General features: G+C 65.1%; 13 protein-coding genes. 7 read left to right on the top strand and 6 right to left on the bottom strand.

Annotated features, from left to right (window positions below):
* Positions 1–76 precede the first annotated feature (76 nt).
* Positions 77–1,291 (top strand): alanine racemase, encoded by a 1,215-nt coding sequence (locus J1M81_RS06775; RefSeq protein WP_206497797.1) that lies wholly within the window; start codon positions 77–79, stop codon positions 1,289–1,291.
* On the opposite strand, the gene J1M81_RS06780 is transcribed toward J1M81_RS06775, so the two are convergent.
* Entirely contained in the window at positions 1,261–4,710 is a 3,450-nt protein-coding gene (locus J1M81_RS06780) for a bifunctional RecB family nuclease/DEAD/DEAH box helicase (RefSeq protein ID WP_206497798.1), read from the bottom strand. The genes J1M81_RS06775 and J1M81_RS06780 overlap by 31 nt on opposite strands.
* 81 nt (positions 4,711–4,791) lie before the next feature.
* On the opposite strand from J1M81_RS06780, the gene J1M81_RS06785 reads away from it, so the two are divergent.
* Positions 4,792–5,409 (top strand): alpha/beta hydrolase, encoded by a 618-nt coding sequence (locus J1M81_RS06785; RefSeq protein WP_032375181.1) that lies wholly within the window; start codon positions 4,792–4,794, stop codon positions 5,407–5,409.
* 106 nt (positions 5,410–5,515) lie between these two features.
* On the opposite strand, the gene J1M81_RS06790 is transcribed toward J1M81_RS06785, so the two are convergent.
* On the bottom strand, positions 5,516–7,303 hold the full coding sequence (locus J1M81_RS06790) for a long-chain fatty acid--CoA ligase (RefSeq protein ID WP_027497999.1): 1,788 nt from the start codon (positions 7,301–7,303) through the stop codon (positions 5,516–5,518).
* Between the two features lie 277 nt (positions 7,304–7,580).
* On the opposite strand from J1M81_RS06790, the gene J1M81_RS06795 reads away from it, so the two are divergent.
* The 4 genes from J1M81_RS06795 (at position 7,581) to J1M81_RS06810 (ending at position 13,055) form a co-directional block, all read left to right on the top strand.
* Positions 7,581–9,383, top strand: a complete 1,803-nt coding sequence (locus J1M81_RS06795) for a DEAD/DEAH box helicase (RefSeq protein WP_032364895.1) — start codon at positions 7,581–7,583, stop codon at positions 9,381–9,383.
* Between the two features lie 98 nt (positions 9,384–9,481).
* Positions 9,482–9,982, top strand: coding sequence for a 2Fe-2S iron-sulfur cluster-binding protein (locus tag J1M81_RS06800; protein ID WP_032401318.1), 501 nt, complete (start codon positions 9,482–9,484; stop codon positions 9,980–9,982).
* On the top strand, positions 9,979–10,992 hold the full coding sequence (locus J1M81_RS06805; RefSeq protein WP_206497799.1) for a xanthine dehydrogenase family protein subunit M: 1,014 nt from the start codon (positions 9,979–9,981) through the stop codon (positions 10,990–10,992). Before J1M81_RS06800 ends, J1M81_RS06805 begins: the two co-directional genes overlap by 4 nt.
* Positions 10,989–13,055, top strand: a complete 2,067-nt coding sequence (locus J1M81_RS06810; protein ID WP_206497800.1) for a xanthine dehydrogenase family protein molybdopterin-binding subunit — start codon at positions 10,989–10,991, stop codon at positions 13,053–13,055. Before J1M81_RS06805 ends, J1M81_RS06810 begins: the two co-directional genes overlap by 4 nt.
* 16 nt (positions 13,056–13,071) lie before the next feature.
* On the opposite strand, the gene J1M81_RS06815 is transcribed toward J1M81_RS06810, so the two are convergent.
* The 4 genes from J1M81_RS06815 to J1M81_RS06830 are packed head-to-tail and all read right to left on the bottom strand — an operon-like array spanning position 13,072 to position 16,396.
* Complete coding sequence (locus tag J1M81_RS06815) at positions 13,072–13,818, bottom strand: amino acid ABC transporter ATP-binding protein (RefSeq protein ID WP_274611602.1); 747 nt, start codon at positions 13,816–13,818, stop codon at positions 13,072–13,074.
* The gene (locus tag J1M81_RS06820; protein WP_206497801.1) at positions 13,815–15,305 is read right to left on the bottom strand and encodes an ABC transporter permease subunit; all 1,491 of its coding nucleotides are present in this window, start codon (positions 15,303–15,305) and stop codon (positions 13,815–13,817) included. Before J1M81_RS06820 ends, J1M81_RS06815 begins: the two co-directional genes overlap by 4 nt.
* Positions 15,306–15,344: 39 nt before the next feature.
* A complete protein-coding gene (locus J1M81_RS06825; protein WP_032371653.1) occupies positions 15,345–15,827 on the bottom strand; it encodes a RidA family protein in 483 nt (160 codons plus the stop codon).
* Positions 15,828–15,841: 14 nt separating this feature from the next.
* Positions 15,842–16,396 (bottom strand): histidine phosphatase family protein, encoded by a 555-nt coding sequence (locus J1M81_RS06830; RefSeq protein ID WP_027497992.1) that lies wholly within the window; start codon positions 16,394–16,396, stop codon positions 15,842–15,844.
* 78 nt (positions 16,397–16,474) lie between these two features.
* On the opposite strand from J1M81_RS06830, the gene J1M81_RS06835 reads away from it, so the two are divergent.
* A complete protein-coding gene (locus tag J1M81_RS06835) occupies positions 16,475–17,650 on the top strand; it encodes an acyl-CoA dehydrogenase family protein (RefSeq protein WP_027497991.1) in 1,176 nt (391 codons plus the stop codon).
* The last annotated feature ends 11 nt before the right edge of the window (positions 17,651–17,661 follow it).

Consider the following 17,661-nt stretch of genomic DNA (forward strand, 5'->3'; position numbering starts at 1 on the left):
ACCGCTCGACGGGACTTCTCGGCTGCGGAGTGTTTGACTGTGTCGGCCCGGCAACGACGACGAAGGAATGTGCCGAATGAGTTCGATCGCCGGTGACACCACCACCGCTACGACCCCGCTGTCCCGCATTGTCGCAGCCACCGAGGGTCTCGAATCTCCTTCGGCAGCAGTCGATCTGACAGCTCTCGATGCCAATGCTGCAGCACTGCGCGCACGCGCGAACGGTGTACCGATCAGGATCGCCAGCAAGTCGGTGCGGTGCCGAGCCGTGTTGAATCGGGTCCTCGCGGCGCAGGGTGTATCCGGAGTGATGGCCTATTCGCTGCGCGAAGCGATCTGGTTGGCGCAGTCCGGCGTCGACGACATTCTGATGGGGTATCCGACGGTCGATCGAACAGCGCTCGCCGAGGTGGTCAACGACCGCGTGCTGTCGGGACGCATCACGTTGATGGTCGACGACGTCGCGCAACTGGACCTCGTCCGAGACGCCGCGCGGAGCGACCTACTCAAGCCCCGCGTCTGTATCGACGTGGACGCATCGTTGCGGGTGGGGCCGCTGCACATCGGGGTCAGGCGCTCTCCGCTTCGGGATCCGGAGCAGGTGGCGCAGTTCGCCCGTCAGGCTCGTTCGCGGGGGTTCCGGGTGGTGGGGTTGATGTTCTACGAGGCACAGATCGCCGGTGTTCCCGACGCCAACGTCGCTGTCGAGCTGATGAAGTCGCTGTCGTCTCGTGAGATCGGTGCGCGGAGAACAGCAGTGGTGGACGCCGTGACCGCGGCGATCGGGCCGCTCGAGATCGTCAACAGCGGTGGTACCGGGTCGATCGATTTCTCTGCCGCGGGTCCGGCCGTCACCGAGGTCACCGCGGGTTCGGGTCTGTTCGCGCCGACCCTGTTCGATCGGTATCGCGCGTTCTCGGCCGAACCCTCGCTGTTCTTCGCACTGCCGGTGGTGCGCAAGCCGACTCCGCGGATCGCCACCGCGTTCGGCGGCGGCTACATCGCGTCGGGCCCGGCGTCCTGGTCGCGGTCACCCCGACCGGTGGGCTGGTCCAGGAGGGCAGCGGGCGTTGTCGCGTCGGGCCTGAAACTGCTGCGCAACGAGGGCGCGGGGGAGGTGCAGACCCCGGTGAGCGGTGCCGAGGAGGTGCGCATCGGCGATCGAATCTGGTTCCGCCACGCCAAGGCCGGGGAGTTGTGCGAGCGGTTCGACACCCTGACCCTGGTGCATTCCGACGGATCGGTCGACGCCGTTCCCACCTACCGCGGCGAGGGTATGGCGTTCGGCTGACGTGCGTTCTCGCACAGCCGCATGAACGTGCCGAGCGTGACGAGTCCGTCCGGGGTCGACGGCAGATAATGGGTCAGCGCGCGCGAGCGCACCAGGATCGCGGCCCACTGACCGCGGGAGATGGCGACGTTGAGTCTGTTGCGCGACAACAGGAATCCCATTCCGCGGGGCACGTCCTCGATGGCCGACGCTGCCATGGAGATGAGGACCACCGGTGCCTGACGGCCCTGGAATTTGTCGACGGTCCCCACCGACACCTCGTCGAGCCCGGCGGCTGCGAGTTGCTCGACGATGACGGCGACCTGCGCGTTGTAGGCCGCGACCACCAGAAAGTCGGACTGCTGCATCGGTCGCGGGTCGCTGCCGTGTGCGGGGTCCACCCACGGCCGACCGAGCAACGACCGGACCCGCGTGACGATCTCGTCGGCTTCCTCGATCGAGTCGGTGGAATTGCCGTGGTGGTCCAGAAGGACGACGTGCAGGCCCGGTTCCAGACCCGACAGCGAACGTGACTGTGTCACATCCTTGTTCGATTCGAGCTTGCCCTCGTACGACAGCGTCGACACCGGCGCGCACAGATCCGGATGCATCCGCCACGTCGTCGCCAGGAAGTAGCCGCGGTCGGCGGGCAGGGTGGCGTGCCCGGTCGTCAGCCATCCGAGGGCCGATTCGTCGACGGGCTCGGGGTGGGTGCCCTGACTGACCTGGGGGAGCTGCGCCGGGTCGCCGAGAAGCAGCAGATTGCGCGCCGATACCGAGACGGCGATGGTGTTGGCGAGGGAGAACTGACCGGCCTCGTCGACGACGAGTAGATCGAGGGAGCCGGGTGGAATTCGGCCGGGGTTGGAGAAGTCCCAAGCGGTGCCGCCGATGACGCAGCCCTCGTCGGCCTCGGTGACGAAGTGCGAGTATCCGGCGATGTCCACGACGGTGTGCGCGGTCGGGGCCTTCTTGCCCACTTTCGAGGCGTCGACCCCGGCCCCGACGATGGTGTCGAGCAGGTTGTTCACCACGTGATGCGACTGGCCGACCACTCCGATCCGCCAATGATGTGTGTTCACCAGGTGTTCGATGACGCGCGCCGCCGTGTAGGTCTTCCCGGTGCCGGGCGGGCCCTGCACCGCCACGTACGAATTGTCGAGATCGAGCAGCGCGGCCGTGATCGCATGTGCGTAGTCGTTGTCGTGGACCACGGGAAGGCCGGCACCGGAACGGGTTCGAGGCGTCGAGCGCGTCAGCAGATCGGCGACGGCCGTACGCGGTAGTTCCGGCAACCCGCCGAGAACCTCGGTCGCGACGGAGACGATCGCCTGCTCGAGATGTTTGGTGTTCGGGGGCGGCTCGGGCGCGGTGGCAACCGGGAAATCGGTGTACTCCTCCACGCCCTTGCGTAGATTCTCCTGTACGACAACCACATCCAGGGTTCCCTCGTACCCGGTCTGCACGATCTCGACCGATGTGGTGGCCCGATGCGTCGGTTGCTGCTTCGTCAACCCCTCCGGCGCCGGGTTCTCGTACAGCAGCTTCACCTTCGAGCCGGACAGCACGCCGTTGCTCAGGTGCCCGACCAGTGTGACCTGACGACGCAGCACCCGTTGTCCGGGTGCAGTTTTCATCCAGTCGTGCACCAGCTCGGCGCGCTCGACCTTCAATACGTCCGCGGCGTCGGCCCATTCGTCGAGCGGATGGGTCAGGCGGTCGTAGTGGCCCCACCAGAACGGCTTGTTCTCTCGTCGGTGATATCCGATGGCACCGGCGAACAATCCGAGCGCGTGCTGCGTCGGCGTGCGATCCCACGGCAGTCCGGCGTGCTCGGCCAGTTCGAGTTCGAGTGGGGTCGCGGTGCGGTCGACGACGTCCTCGAGGTCCAGCTGCTGCGGGGACCGCGGTGCCACCCCGGCGTCCGATGCCCGATCGAGCAGCCAATCACGCAGTCGCAGTGTCGATTCGCAGTCGGTGCGGTTGTACTCGGCAATGTCGGCGAGCAGAGCTGCCGCCTCGGCGTCCTTGCCTCGGTCGCGCAGTTCGCACCAGTGCGCGTATTCGACGATCGACGCCGCCGCGTCGGTGACGTCTCCGTCACGGGCCGCGGGCATGTACAACGGTTCGAGTTTCTTGATGCTGTACGAGCGGGCACCGATCCGAACAGCCGACCGTACGACGGGGTAGAGATCCACGAGAACGTTCTCCCGCAGCAGATCGTCGACGGCGTCCTCGCCCACTCCGTACCGGCCGGCCAGCCGCTGCAGAGCCGTTTTCTCGTACGGCGCATAGTGATACACGTGCATCTTCGGATACTCGACTCGGCGGGCGGCGACGTAGTCGAGGAAGTCGATGAGCGCACGACGTTCCTGCGCGCGGTCGTGTGCCCAGAACGGCAGGAAGTCGCCGTCCGCGGTGTAGACGCCGAACAGGTACTCGAGACCCCAGTCGGACGAACCGGATTCCGCGTACAGCGGATCTCCCTCGAAGTCGAAGAAGATGTCCCCGTCGTCGGGCTCGGGAATCACCCCCAGTGCCTCGGCGTCGAAGATCTCGAATTCGGCTGCCCCGCTGCGCTCTTGGCGTACCTGCAAGGCCGCCTGCGACCGCAGGTTCTCCAGTGTCCGGGAGGACATGCCGTCCACCGGGGTACTCGACTCGGCGAGCTCGTCGATCGATGAAATACCTGCGTCCAGTAGGCGGTCCCTGGTGCTGCCGCGCATGCCGGCGACGAGCACCAGATCGCGATGCTGCTCCACCTCGGCGGTGCAGGCATCGCATTGCCCGCATCCCGAATACCGCGGATCGAACCACTCGACGACGGAGCCCTCGGCGTGATGCTCGTCGAGAATGTGCTGCAGGTGTGCTCTCGACTGCCGGTAGACCGGAAGAATGTCGGCCAGCGCGTGCGCGGAGTCGCTGCCGTCGCCGAGCATCAGATGCACCTGTTCGCTCGGAGTGATACCCCCGGCCTGCAGCGCGTCGGCGTACGCGGCCAACTGCAGCAGCGCCGGCACCTTTGCACGTCTCGACAGTTTCGTGTCGTAGACGGTGTAACGAGAACCGTCGGCTACCAAGAAGTCGCAGAAACCGAGAAATCGTCCGTCGAAGAAGGTGGCCTGATAGAGCACCGGCGTGCGTGAGGTCAGGGCGGTGAAGGTCGCCCACGCCGCGTCCGCCAGTTCCTGTGCGGTGCGGCCCGGTCGGTCCATGGTCAGGACGCCACCGGGAAAACGCTGCTCGAACGCCTCGAGTTGGCGTCGTTCGTGCTCGAATCCGAGCGTGGACGTGCGGTCGAGCATCGGGTCGACTGCGACGCTCTGCCGTGGGATTAGGCCGGTGACAGCGTCCAGTCGTCGGAGCAGGCCGAATTCGCAGGACGCCGCCGCGGCGAGGTCGCTGGCGCTGTAGACGACCTGATCGCCGAGGAGGAACACAAGCGTCCACCCTAGCGACCCACGACAGCGGCACCGGTCACGTTGCGCGCGGAAGCCGGCGGGAACAGGCAAAATGATTCAATGCCTTTTTTCGACGGAGCCACCGGTGCTGTCCACTATCGAACCTGGACCGTCGCCGACGCTCGATTCGGTCTCGTTTTCCTGCACGGTCTCGGCCAGAACAGCGCCCATTACCACCGCTTCGCGCGGCTACTGAACGAGCGTGGGGTGGACGTGTGGGCGGTCGATCACGTGGGGCACGGCCTGACCGAGGGTGAACTGACCGACGCAGCGCAGATCCCCGGTCTCGCACAGAACGCGCTGCAGTTGATCGACATCGCCGAGGCCGAGCACCCCGAGCTGTCGTTCGCCCTGATGGGCCACTCGCTCGGTGCCGCGACGGCCATCGCAGCGCTGGGTGCGCATCCGGAGGCCGTCCGATGCGCAATCCTGTGCGGCACGCCCAAGTCCGTGACCGGTTCTGCCGACGACCTGTCCGACAACGTCATCCCGTTGCTGGCCGTGCACGGCGTAGACGATCGTCTGGCACCGGTCGATGCCGTGCGTGAATGGATCGGACGCGTTCCGCAGGCGAGCCTGCGCGAGTTCGAGGACGGCGGACACGATCTGCTGCACGAAAAGATTCACCAGGCCGTGACCACGGTGGTCGCCGAATTCCTCGACGACCACATGCACTGACGACCACATGCACTGACGATGACATGCACTGACGATCACATGCTGTACGACGAAGGGCCCGACGCGATTGCTCGCGTCGGGCCCTTCGGCACTCGTGCTGGGCGATCTACGAGTAGATGGCCTCGATGTCGCTGCCACGTTCGGTGTGGATGATGTTGCGCTTGAGCTTCATCGTCGGAGTCAGCTCACCGGTCTCGACGGTGAAGTCGTTCTCGAGGATCGTGTACTTCTTGATCTGCTCGGGGTTGGAGACCTTCTTGTTGGCCTCGGCCACGGCCTTGTCGATCTCGGCGACGAGGTCGGCGTTCTTCGACAGCTCCGAGAAAGGGATGTCGGCAGCGAGGTTGTGGCGTTCGAGCCAGCCCGGCATCGCTTCGGGGTCGAGGGTGATGAGCGCACCGATGAACGGCTTTGCGTCACCGACGACGAGGCACTGGCTGATGATCGCGTTGGCGCGCAGCGCGTCCTCGAGCACCGCGGGGGCAACGTTCTTGCCTCCTGCGGTGACGATGATTTCCTTCTTGCGGCCGGTGATCGAGACGAAGCCTTCCTGATCGATCGACCCCAGATCGCCGGTGTGGAACCAGCCGTCGACGATCGCTTCGGCGGTGGCCTTCTCGTTGTGCCAGTAGCCGCTGAACACCACCGGGCCCTTGAGCAGCAGTTCGCCGTCCTCGGCGACCTTGACCGCGTGACCGTCGATGGGCTTGCCGACGGTGCCGACGCGCTGTTCCTTGGTGGTGTTGACGGTGACGGCCGCGCTGGTCTCGGTCAGTCCGTAGCCCTCGTAGACCGGGACGCCCGCGCCGCGGAAGAAGTGGCCCAGGCGAGCGCCGAGGGGGCCACCGCCCGAGACCGCACGATCGCAGTTACCGCCGAGGGCAGCTCGCAACTTGGAGTAGACGAGCTTGTCGAAGACCGTGTGCTTGAGGTTGAGCACCAGGCCTGCGCCGCCCTTCTCCTGGGCTTCACTCCACTCGATGGCCGTCGCGGCGGCCTTGTCGAAGATGCTGCCCTTGCCGCCGTCGTGTGCCTTCTGCTTGGCCGAGTTGTAGACCTTCTCGAACACGCGCGGCACCGACAGGATGAAGTTCGGCTTGAAGACGGCGAACTGATCCACCAGTGTCGACACGTCCGAGGTGTGGCCCACGGTCACCTTCGACTCGAACGAGCCGAACGACACCGCGCGGGCGAACACGTGCGCCATCGGTAGGAACATCAAGGTGCGGTTGCCCTCGCGCATGGAGTCGTGCAGCGCGATCTGGGTGGCCTGGACCTCGGCGTAGAAGTTCGCGTGTGTCAGCTGCACACCCTTGGGGCGGCCGGTGGTGCCCGAGGTGTAGATCAGTGTCGCGGGGGAGGCGGCAGTGACCTGGTGTCGACGGGTGTGCACGTCCTCGTCGCTGATTCCCGCGCCTCGGGTGGTCAGTTCGTCGATGGCTCCGCCGTCGATCTGGAGTACCTCGCGCAGTTCGGCGGCACCCTCGGTGACGTCCTTCAGGTTCGAGACGTGCGCTGCGGTCTCGACTACGAGCAGCTTGGTAGCGGAGTCCTCGAGGATCCACTGGGCCTGATCGGGCGACGAGGTCTCGTAGATCGCGACGGTGCACCCGCCGGCGGTCCAGATGGCGTAGTCGAGGACGACCCACTCGTAGCGGGTCGCGCTGAGGATCGCGACGCGGTCGCCGAGTTCGACGCCCGACGCGATCAGGCCCTTGGCCACGGCGGTGACCTCTTTGGCGAACTGACCCGCGGTGACGTCGGTCCAGGTGCCGTTCACCAGGCGCTGGAACGGGACGAAGTTTGGTGATTCCTTCTGGTACCGGAAGACGGTGTCGGCCATGGATGCGTCGTCGGGAATGGTGAATGACGCCGGCACAGAATATTCGCGCACTGCTGGACCCCTTACGGATAAATAGCGTGGTAGTTGTGCATTTCATCACACCCGAGTCCGTAACGCACCACCGAGGTTGTCCGCTTTGTGAATTTTCGGTCGTTTTTCGGGGGAGGTGAGTGTGACTCGGGGTACAACATAACGGTGTCCGGTCGTGTGTCTCCGGCGGGTCGCCCTCGCAGGGCCGCGTGTGCGTGCCCCCATCACCGCTGTTTTCGTCACCTGATCAGCGCAGAAGGAGTCGCGGGGGCCGGGCAGGTACTAAACTCGGGTGTATATGAGCACTTCAGAATCTGATCAGGATGCCGCCGTGACGTCTGACGAGACGAGTTCGTCCCCTCCCGTCCACGCAGGTGAGTCTTCTTCGACAGCGGATGACGACATCACTTTTGCCGATCTCGGAATAGACGAGCGGGTCCTGAAGGCCCTGCGCGACGTCGGATACGAGAGCCCGTCGCCCATCCAGGCGGCCACCATCCCGCCGTTGATGGCGGGGAACGACGTCGTCGGCCTCGCGCAGACCGGCACGGGTAAGACCGCCGCGTTCGCGGTGCCGATCCTGTCTCGTCTCGATGTCTCGCGTCGGACGCCGCAGGCCTTGGTGCTGGCACCGACCCGCGAGCTGGCGCTGCAGGTGGCCGAGGCGTTCGGCAAGTACGCCACCCACATTCCGGGTCTGCACATTCTGCCCATCTACGGCGGTCAGGCGTACGGGATCCAGTTGTCCGGCCTGCGCAAGGGTGCCCAGATCATCGTCGGCACCCCGGGCCGTGTGATCGACCACCTCGAGAAGGGCACGCTCGACCTCTCCGGGCTCGAATACCTCGTGCTAGACGAGGCCGACGAGATGCTCAAGATGGGGTTCCAGGAGGACGTCGAGCGCATCCTCTCCGACACTCCCGAATACAAGCAGGTCGCGTTGTTCTCGGCCACGATGCCGGCCGCGATTCGCAAGATCTCGAAGCAGTATCTGCACGACCCGGTGGAGATCACCGTCAAGACCAAGACGTCGACGGCACCGAACATCACCCAGCGGTACGTGCAGGTGGCGCATCAACGCAAGCTCGAGGCGCTCACTCGAATCTTCGAGGTCGAAGAGTTCGAGGCCATGATCATGTTCGTGCGCACCAAGCAGGCCACCGAAGAGCTCGCCGAGAAGTTGCGCGCACGGGGATTCTCCGCCGCCGCGATCAACGGCGACATCGTGCAGGCACAGCGTGAGCGCACCATCGGCCAGCTCAAGAACGGCCAGATCGACATTCTGGTGGCCACCGACGTTGCGGCTCGTGGTCTCGACGTCGACCGCATCTCGCACGTCATCAACTACGACATCCCGCACGACACCGAGTCCTACGTACACCGCATCGGCCGTACCGGCCGCGCGGGTCGCGCCGGTCAGGCTCTGCTGTTCGTCGCGCCCCGGGAGCGTCACCTGCTCAAGGCCATCGAGCGCGCGACGCGGCAGCCCATCACCGAGATGCAGCTCCCCAGCGTCGACGACGTCAATGCGCAGCGCGTGACGAAGTTCAAGGACTCCATCACCGAGAGCCTCGGCAACGAGAATCTGGCGCTGTTCCGCCGTCTCATCGAGGACTACGAGCGCGAGCACGACGTGCCTTTGGTCGACATCGCAGCAGCTCTGGCCATCCAGTCGCGCGACGGCGAAGCCTTCCTGCTCAAGCCCGAGCCGCCTGCCCCGCCGCGGGCACCCCGCGAGCCTCGTGAGCCGCGGCCACCGCGGACGTTCGACGAGGATGCGGCCAGCTCGCATCACCGCAAGACCGGCCAGGAGATGGCGACGTACCGGATCAGCGTCGGTAAGCGTCATCACGTTGCTCCCGGTGCCATCGTCGGTGCCATCGCCAACGAAGGCGGTCTGCGTCGAAGCGACTTCGGGCACATCAGCATTCGCCCCGACCATTCGCTGGTCGAGTTGCCTGCCGACCTCGCCGACGAGACAGTCGAGGCGTTGCGTCGTACCCGCATCAGCGGTGTGCTGATTCAGCTGCAGCCCGATTCCGGTCCTCCCGGACGTAGCGGCGGACCGCGCGGCGGCGGAAAGTTCAAGGGCAAGCGCTAGCACCACGTGCGCGGAACTTCGTAGCCTGCTACGAAGTTCCGCGCACGACCCGCCGGCTCGAGCGTTTGGTGGCCCGGACCCCGGGTATCCGCCCGGGCATGACCAACGTCACTCTGCGTGTCAACGGAACCGATCGCGAGATCGACTGCGACACTCGATCCACTCTGCTCGACGCACTTCGCGAGAACCTCGATCTGGTCGGGGCCAAGAAGGGCTGCGACCACGGGCAGTGTGGTGCGTGCACTGTCCTGGTCGATGGCCGCCGAATCAACAGTTGTCTCACGTTCGCCGTCGCGCAGGGCGGGCGCGAGATCACCACGGTCGAGGGCCTCGCCGACGGCGACACGCTACATCCCGTGCAGCAAGCGTTCGTCGACCGTGATGCCTTCCAGTGCGGGTACTGCACGTCCGGGCAGATCTGCTCGGCGGTCGCGGTGATCGAGGAGGCGAAACAGGGCTGGCCCAGTGCGGTCACCGAGGACCTGGAGGCCACCGACGTCGAACTCGACTCCGGTGAAGTGCGCGAGCGTATGAGCGGCAACCTGTGCCGCTGCGGTGCGTATGCGAACATCGTTCCCGCAGTGCAGGACGCGTCATGAAGACCTTCGAGTACCGAACCGCCACTGCGATCGACGACGCTCTCGAACGCCTGGCGGGGGACGAGAACGCGATGTTGCTCGGTGGCGGCACCAATCTGGTCGATCTGATGAAGCTGGGTGTGGCCGCACCATCGGCGTTGATCGATGTGACGCGATTGCCGTTGCACGACATCGACGTCGCCGACGACGGAGCGTTGCGGATCGGCTCCGGGGTGTCCAACAGCGATCTTGCGGTGCATCCGGTTGTCCGCCAGCGGTATCCGGTGCTCTCGCGGGCAGTGTTGTCCGGGGCCTCGGGCCAGTTGCGCAACATGGCCACCACCGGCGGAAACCTGTTCCAGCGCACCCGATGCGTCTACTTCATGGACGCATCCAAGCCGTGCAACAAGCGCGAACCCGGCTCGGGTTGTCCGGCACGTAACGGCGAGCATCGAAACCTCGCCATCCTCGGTGCATCGGAGGCCTGTGTGGCGACGCATCCGTCCGACATGGCCGTCGCGCTGTCGGCTCTCGACGCGCGCATAGTCGTTCGCGGAGTCGACGGTGAACGGAAACTCGAGATGGACGAGTTCTACCGATTGCCCGGCGATGATCCGACGCGAGACAACACTGTCGCCCGAGACGAGATCGTCACCGCCATCGAAATTCCGAAGGCTGCCGACGGCACTGTCTCGACGTATCGCAAGGTACGGGACAGGCAGTCGTACGCGTTCGCGGTCGCGTCCATCGGTGCTGTGCTCGACGTCGAGGACGGAATCGTACGTGGGGTGTCGATCGCGCTGGGCGGGGTCGCGCACCGACCATGGCGGGCCCGAACCGCCGAACATGCACTGCTCGGAACCGCCCCCGACGAGGCGTCGTTCCGGGCAGCGATCACCGAAGAGCTGCACGCGGCAGAGCCGTTGCGAGACAACGCTTTCAAAGTTCCTCTGGTCACGAACCTGGTGACGCGCACTTTGGTGGAATTGGCTGAGCTGGGCACACACGAAGAGTTGGGAGATCGGTCATGACGGCATCGATCGGTCAGTCGATTCAGCGCACCGAGTCCGTCGACAAGGTCACCGGCCGGGCGCGCTACGCCGCCGAGCAGCCGCCGATCGCCGGCCAGGTGTACGCCTGGTACGTACCTGCAACGGTCCCCGCCGGGACGGTCGAGCATGTCGAACTCGCTGACGGGGGTCCATCGGTGCACGCGCTCCTGTGGCACGGCAACGCCGAGAAGCTGGGCGACGTGGAAGATGCCGAACTGCATGTGCTGCAATCGGATTCCGTCGCTTACCGCGGCCAGATCGTGGCCGTCGTTCTGGCCGACACCCTCCAGGATGCTCGCGCGGCTGCGGCCGGAGTGCAGGTGCGTTACGCCGACGTTCGTTCACCCGACAACACTCTGAGCGCCGATCACAGCTCGCTGTACGCGCCCGAGTCCGTCAACGCGGGGTTCCCCACCGACGTGACGATCGGTGATCCGGACGCTGCGTTGCAGACGGCCGAGCACGTCGTCGACAACTGGTACTCGACGGCTCCGATGCACAACAGTCCGATGGAACCGCACGCCACCACGGCGCACTGGTCCGATGGTGTGCTGACGGTCTGGGATTCGACGCAGGCACCATCGGGCGTTCAGGGCGACCTGGCCACGGCGTTCGGGCTCGAACCCGAGAACGTTCGCGTGATCGCCGAGAACGTCGGCGGAGGTTTCGGAGCCAAGGGCAGTACACGGCCCAACGCGGTTCTCGCTGCGATGGCGGCGCGAGCAACCGGCAAGACCGTCAAGCTGGTCCTGCCGAGGCAGGCCCTGTTCGATGTGGTCGGATACCGCACCCCGACCCTCAATCACGTTCGGCTCGGTGCAGATTCGGGCGGCAGGCTGCAGGCCATCGCTCACAATTCCTTTCAGCAGACCAGCACGATCTTCGAGTTCTGCGAGCAGACGTCGGAATCGACCCGGCACATCTATGCTTCGCCCAACCGCGCCACGACGCATCGCCTCGCGTCGCTGGATGTCGGCACCCCGCGCTGGATGAGAGCCCCGGGTGAGGCACCCGGCATGTTCGCCGTCGAGACGGCGATCGACGAATTGGCCACGGCCACCGGAATCGATCCGATCGAGCTCCGGATCCGCAACGAACCCGACGTCGATCCCGCGAGTGGGAATCCGTTCAGCTCCCGCAGTGTGGTGCAGTGCCTGCGCGAGGGTGCCGAGAAATTCGGCTGGGAACATCGAGACTCCACGCCGGGCCAACGCAGAGAAGGCAATACTCTGCTCGGAATGGGCGTCGCGACAGCGAGTTACCCGGTGCTGATCTCGCCGAGTACCGCGGCGGCTCGGGTCGAGCAGGACGGCACGGTCACGGTGTCCGTCGCTGCGTCCGACATCGGAACCGGTGCGCGGACAGTGCTGCGGCAGATTGCCGCCGATGCGCTCGAGGTCGACGCGGATGCCGTCACACTGCAATTGGGCGACAGCGCTTTGCCCAAGGCCCCCGGTGCCGGTGGATCCTCGGGCACCTCCTCCTGGGGCTGGGCGGTCACCAAGGTCTGCACCGCGTTGCGGGACCAGGGACCGTTGCAGCCGGGTAACTCCGCCGAGGCCGATACAACCGACGACGTCGAAGCCCAGAAAGAGTTGGCGCGCATGGCGTTCGGTGCCCAGTTCGCCGAGGTGGCAGTCGACGTCGACACCGCTGAAGTACGCGTGCGCCGGATGCTGGGGGTGTTCGGCATCGGGAAGGTGATGAATCCACGACTGGCCCGGTCGCAGCTCATCGGCGGCATGACGTTCGGACTCGGAATGGCGTTGATGGAGAGCGGCGTCGTCGATCACGAATTCGGCGGCTTCGCCAACCACGACCTCGCCGAGTACCACATCCCGGCCTGTGCGGACGTCACCGATCTCGAGGCCGTGTGGATCGAGGAGGTCGACACCGAGCTCGCACCGATGGGCGGTAAGGGAATCGGTGAGATCGGTGCGGTGGGCTCGTCGGCAGCCATCGGCAATGCGGTCTACAACGCCACCGGCGTCCGAGTCCGCGACCTACCGATCACCCTGGACAAGGTGCTACCGCACCTCTAGAACGGGCGCAGCCCCTCTACGCCAAGATTCGCTGTAGGAACTGTCGGGTACGGGGCTCGGTCGGGTTCGCGAGAACCTGCTCGGGTGTCCCGCGTTCGACGACGACTCCGTTCTCGAGGAACAACACCTGATCGGCCACTTGCTGGGCGAAGCGGATCTCGTGGGTGACGATCACCATCGTCCATCCTTCGGCGGCAAGGCCCTTGATGACGCCCAGTACTTCGCCGACCAGTTCGGGGTCGAGTGCGGAGGTCGGCTCGTCGAACAGCATCAGTTTGGGGCGCAAGGCGAGGGCCCGGGCGATTCCGACGCGTTGCTGTTGGCCGCCGGAAAGCTGGAACGGGTACTGATCGGACTTGGCGTCGAGACCGATCTGGTCGAGGATTGCGTGAGCGTCGCGAATCGCGTCGTCCTTGGCCCGCTTCTGGACGATCACCGGTCCCTCGATGATGTTCTGCAGCACGGTCTTGTGGGGGAACAGATTGTGGCTCTGGAACACCATGCCGCTCTGTGCGCGGAAATGGCGTAGTCGCGCGGCATCCACGGGCTCGGCGAAATCGACGGACACGTCGCCGATGCGGATCAGGCCGGCATCGGCCCGGTCGAGAGCGTTGAGCGTGCGCAACACCGTGGTCTTGCCGGAGCCGGACGGCCCGATGATGACGGTGACGGTGCCCGACGGCACGGTGAACGAGACGTCCTTCAATACCTCGATCGGCCCGAACGATTTCTTCAGTGCGGATACTTCCAGCAGGTCTGTCATTTCGCCACGTACCTGTCGAGTCGGACTTCGAGTTTGCCTTGGAAGGACGAGAGAATTATGCAGATCACCCAGTAGTACAGGGCGGCAACGGAGTACAGCGTGAAGAAGTCGAACGTCGGGGCCGCCGCCAGCTGCGCGACGCGCAGCAGCTCGGTCACCAGGATGGTCGATGCCAGCGAGGTGTCCTTGACCAGCGAGATCAACGTGTTCGACAGCGGGGGCACGGCGGTGCGCAGTGCTTGCGGAAGCACGATGCGCTGCAACGTGGTTCGGTAACCCATGCCGATCGTCTGCGCGGCCTCCCACTGGCCCTTGGGCACGCTCAGTATCGCAGCGCGAATGACTTCGGCGGCGTAGCCGCCGACATTGAGCGAGAACGCCACGACGGCCGCCGGAAACGGCGAGATCACGACGCCGAACTGCGGCAGGCCGTAGAAGATGATGAACAGCTGCAGCAGTAGGGGGGTGCCGCGAATGATCGAGACGTAGAACCGGGCCACTGCGGCGAGCGGTGTGATCGACGAAATCCGGGCGAGTGCCACAGCGAGCGCGATGACCAGTCCCACAACGAAACTGATTGCGGTCAGCGGGATCGTCATGGTTACTGTCGCCTTCAGCATCGGCCACAGGTTGTCGAGTACCAACTGCATCTTCGACGGCGCAGTGGTTCCTGCGTCCTCGCTCACCGGTGCCGCGGTGTCGGCGGTCGGTGCCGCGACGTCGCTGCCGAAGTACTTCTTCGAGATCTCGGCGATGGTGCCGTTGTCACGGAGGGTGTCGATGGCCGCGTCGACCTCGTCCATCAGGCCACTGTTCTTGCGGGCCACGAAGGACTGCAGCGTCGTGTCGCCCGTGTTTCCGGAGACCCGCACTCCCGTGTCGCCGGTCTGCTGCAGGTATTCCGCGATGGCGAGCGAGTCGTTGACGGTGGCGTCCACCCGGCCGTCCTTGACGAGGGCCACCGCTTGGACGAATCCCTCGACCGCCTCGACGTTCGCGCCCGCGTCGGCAGCGACCTCGGCCCAGTTGCTCGTCGACGATTGGGCGGTGGTCTTGCCGGCCAGATCGGCTGTCGAGGTGATCGTGGTGTTGTTCGCGGCGGTGAGAATCTGGCCTTCGGACACCGTGTAGGGCTTGGACAGGTCGTAGGCCGACTGCCGGGCGGGGGTGATCGACACCTGGTTCGCGATCAGGTCGAAGCGTTGCGATTGCAGGCCGGCGAAGATCGAGTCGAAGGGGGTTTGCACGAAGTCGACGCGGACGCCCAGTTCGTCGCCGACCGCGTTGATGACGTCGATGTCGTAGCCGGTGAGTTGGCCGTCCCCGCCCTGATAACTGAACGGGCTGTACGTGCCCTCGGTGCCGACGACGAGTACACCGTCGTCGCGCACTCGGTCCAGGAGGGATTGCGACGACGAACTACACCCGGACAATCCGAGTATGCCGATCAGAATCGCGACCAGAACCAGAGTGGATCTGCGCACCATCTAGGCCTGCTTTCGCTGTAATGACGAGTGGAGAAAAACCTACCCGTCGATCTCCAGTTCCGCTGACACGACGACGGTGTTGTTCATCGGCAATGCGGCCGCTCCCAGCGCAGTCCGCGCATGCGCACCGACCTCGGGTCCGAAGATCGCCAACACCAGATCGGAGAACCCGTTGACGACGGTGGTGGTCTGAGTGAAGCCGTGATCGGCGTTGACCGAGCCGGTGACGGTCAGCCACGCGCTGATTCGATCGAGATCTCCGATGGCACGGGCGAGGCTGCCCAATACCGCGAGGGCGGTGTCACGCGCGGCGTCGGTGGCGGCGTCGAGGTCGACTTCGGACGGCACCGCACCGAACGGACCGGCGAGGGTTCCGTCCGGTGCGAGCGGCGAATGACCCGAGACGAAGACGCGGTTGCCGCGCACGCGAACCCAATCGAAGGAGAACTCGAATCCGGGTGGTGCGCTCGGTTCACCGGGCAGCTCGAAGCCGAGTTCGGCGATGCGACGTTCGATCTCCATGGACGAAAATCCTGTCAGACCGCAACGCCGTTGATGGTGCGAACCGTCCATCGGGTGCCGTCGTGTTCGAGTGTGGACACACCGGCGTTGAGTATGCGGGGTGAGTGTCGTCGACGGATGGCGTCGAAGATGGCTCGTATGACGCCACCGTGGGCCACGGCGATCACCGCGGAGTCGGGGTAGCGCGAGGCGATCTCGTCGACGGCTCGCACGCCCCGGACGATCAGATTCGATCGTGGCTCGAGGCCCGGGTATCGCCCGTCCGGCCAATGCGAGTACGCGTCCCAGTCGGTGAATCCCTCGGCGTCACCGAAGTGACGCTCGGCAAGATCCGGGAATTCGGCGGTTCGGTTCAGACCGAGATGGGTCCCGATGATGTCGGCGGTTTCTGCGGCTCTGACCAGTGGCGAACTGACCAGGTGATCCCACGTACGGAACTCCAGTTCGTAGCCTGCCTCGCGGGCCTGAGCTCGTCCGGTGTCGTTGAGAGGGATGTCCGAAGAGCCCTGCAGGCGGCCGTGCAAATTCCAGTTCGTTTCACCGTGCCGAACCAGCGCCAGAAAAGTCATAGTGAGCGGAGAATATCCCAGAGTTACCAGGGAGTACGGTCGATACCGAGATAAGCGAACGAGCACGGAGGATTGTCGATGAATCTTGCCCTGACAGAAGAAGAGGCCGCGTTCCGCGACGAGATGCGGACGTTCTTCACCACGAAGATCCCCGCCGAGATTCGCGAGAAGAACGCGACGGGTCAGGAGTTGAGCAAGGACGAAGTGGTCACGACCATGCGAATCCTGAACGAGAACGGACTGGCAGTACCGCACTGGCCTGCGGAGTTCGGTGGCCGCGACTGGTCTGCGGTCCAGCGTCACATCTGGCTCGACGAAATGCAGCTGGCCTCGGTACCCGAGCCGCTGGCGTTCAACGCGTCGATGGTGGGCCCGGTCATTGCGACGTTCGGGTCGCAGGAGATCAAGGAGAAGTTCCTGCCGAAGACGGCGAACCTCGACATCTGGTGGTGTCAGGGGTTCTCCGAGCCCGAGGCCGGTTCGGATCTCGCCTCGTTGCGTACCACCGCCATTCGGGACGGTGACGACTACATCGTCAACGGCCAGAAGACGTGGACCACTCTCGGCCAGTACGCCGACTGGATCTTCGCGTTGGTACGCACCAACCCCGATGCACCGAAGAAGCAGGCCGGAATTTCGTTCCTGCTCATCGATCTGAACACCCCCGGCATCGAGATGCGTCCCATCAAGCTGGTCGACGGCAGCGTCGAGGTCAACGAGGTGTTCTTCGACAACGTCCGCGTCCCGGCCGAGAATCTCGTGGGCGAGGAGAACCAGGGCTGGAGCTACGCGAAGTTCCTGCTCGGCAACGAGCGCACCGGCGTCGCCCGCGCCGGGCACACCAAAGTTCGACTGGGACAGGCGAAGAAGCACGCGGCGCAGACGAAGGTCGGCACCGGGACGCTGCTCGAGGATCCACTGTTCGCGGCCAAGCTGGCCGAGGTGGAGAACGAACTGCTCGCCCTCGAGCTCACCCAGTTGCGGATGGTCTCGAGCTCGGACGACGGCAAGCCGAACCCGGCATCGTCGATTCTGAAGCTGCGGGGTTCCGAATTGCAGCAGACCACAACCGAATTGCTGATGGACATCGCCGGGCCGGACTCCTTGCCCTACGAGGCAGGCGAGGACATCGAGAGCGACGGTTGGGCGCAGCGGTCGGTACCGAACTACCTCAACTATCGCAAGGTCTCGATCTACGGCGGCTCGAACGAGGTTCAGCGCACCATCATCGCGTCGGCGATTCTCGGACTGTAAGGGAGCATCTG

The organism is Rhodococcus sp. KRD175, assembly GCF_017168275.1.
In the GTDB taxonomy this organism is placed as follows: domain Bacteria; phylum Actinomycetota; class Actinomycetes; order Mycobacteriales; family Mycobacteriaceae; genus Rhodococcoides; species Rhodococcoides fascians.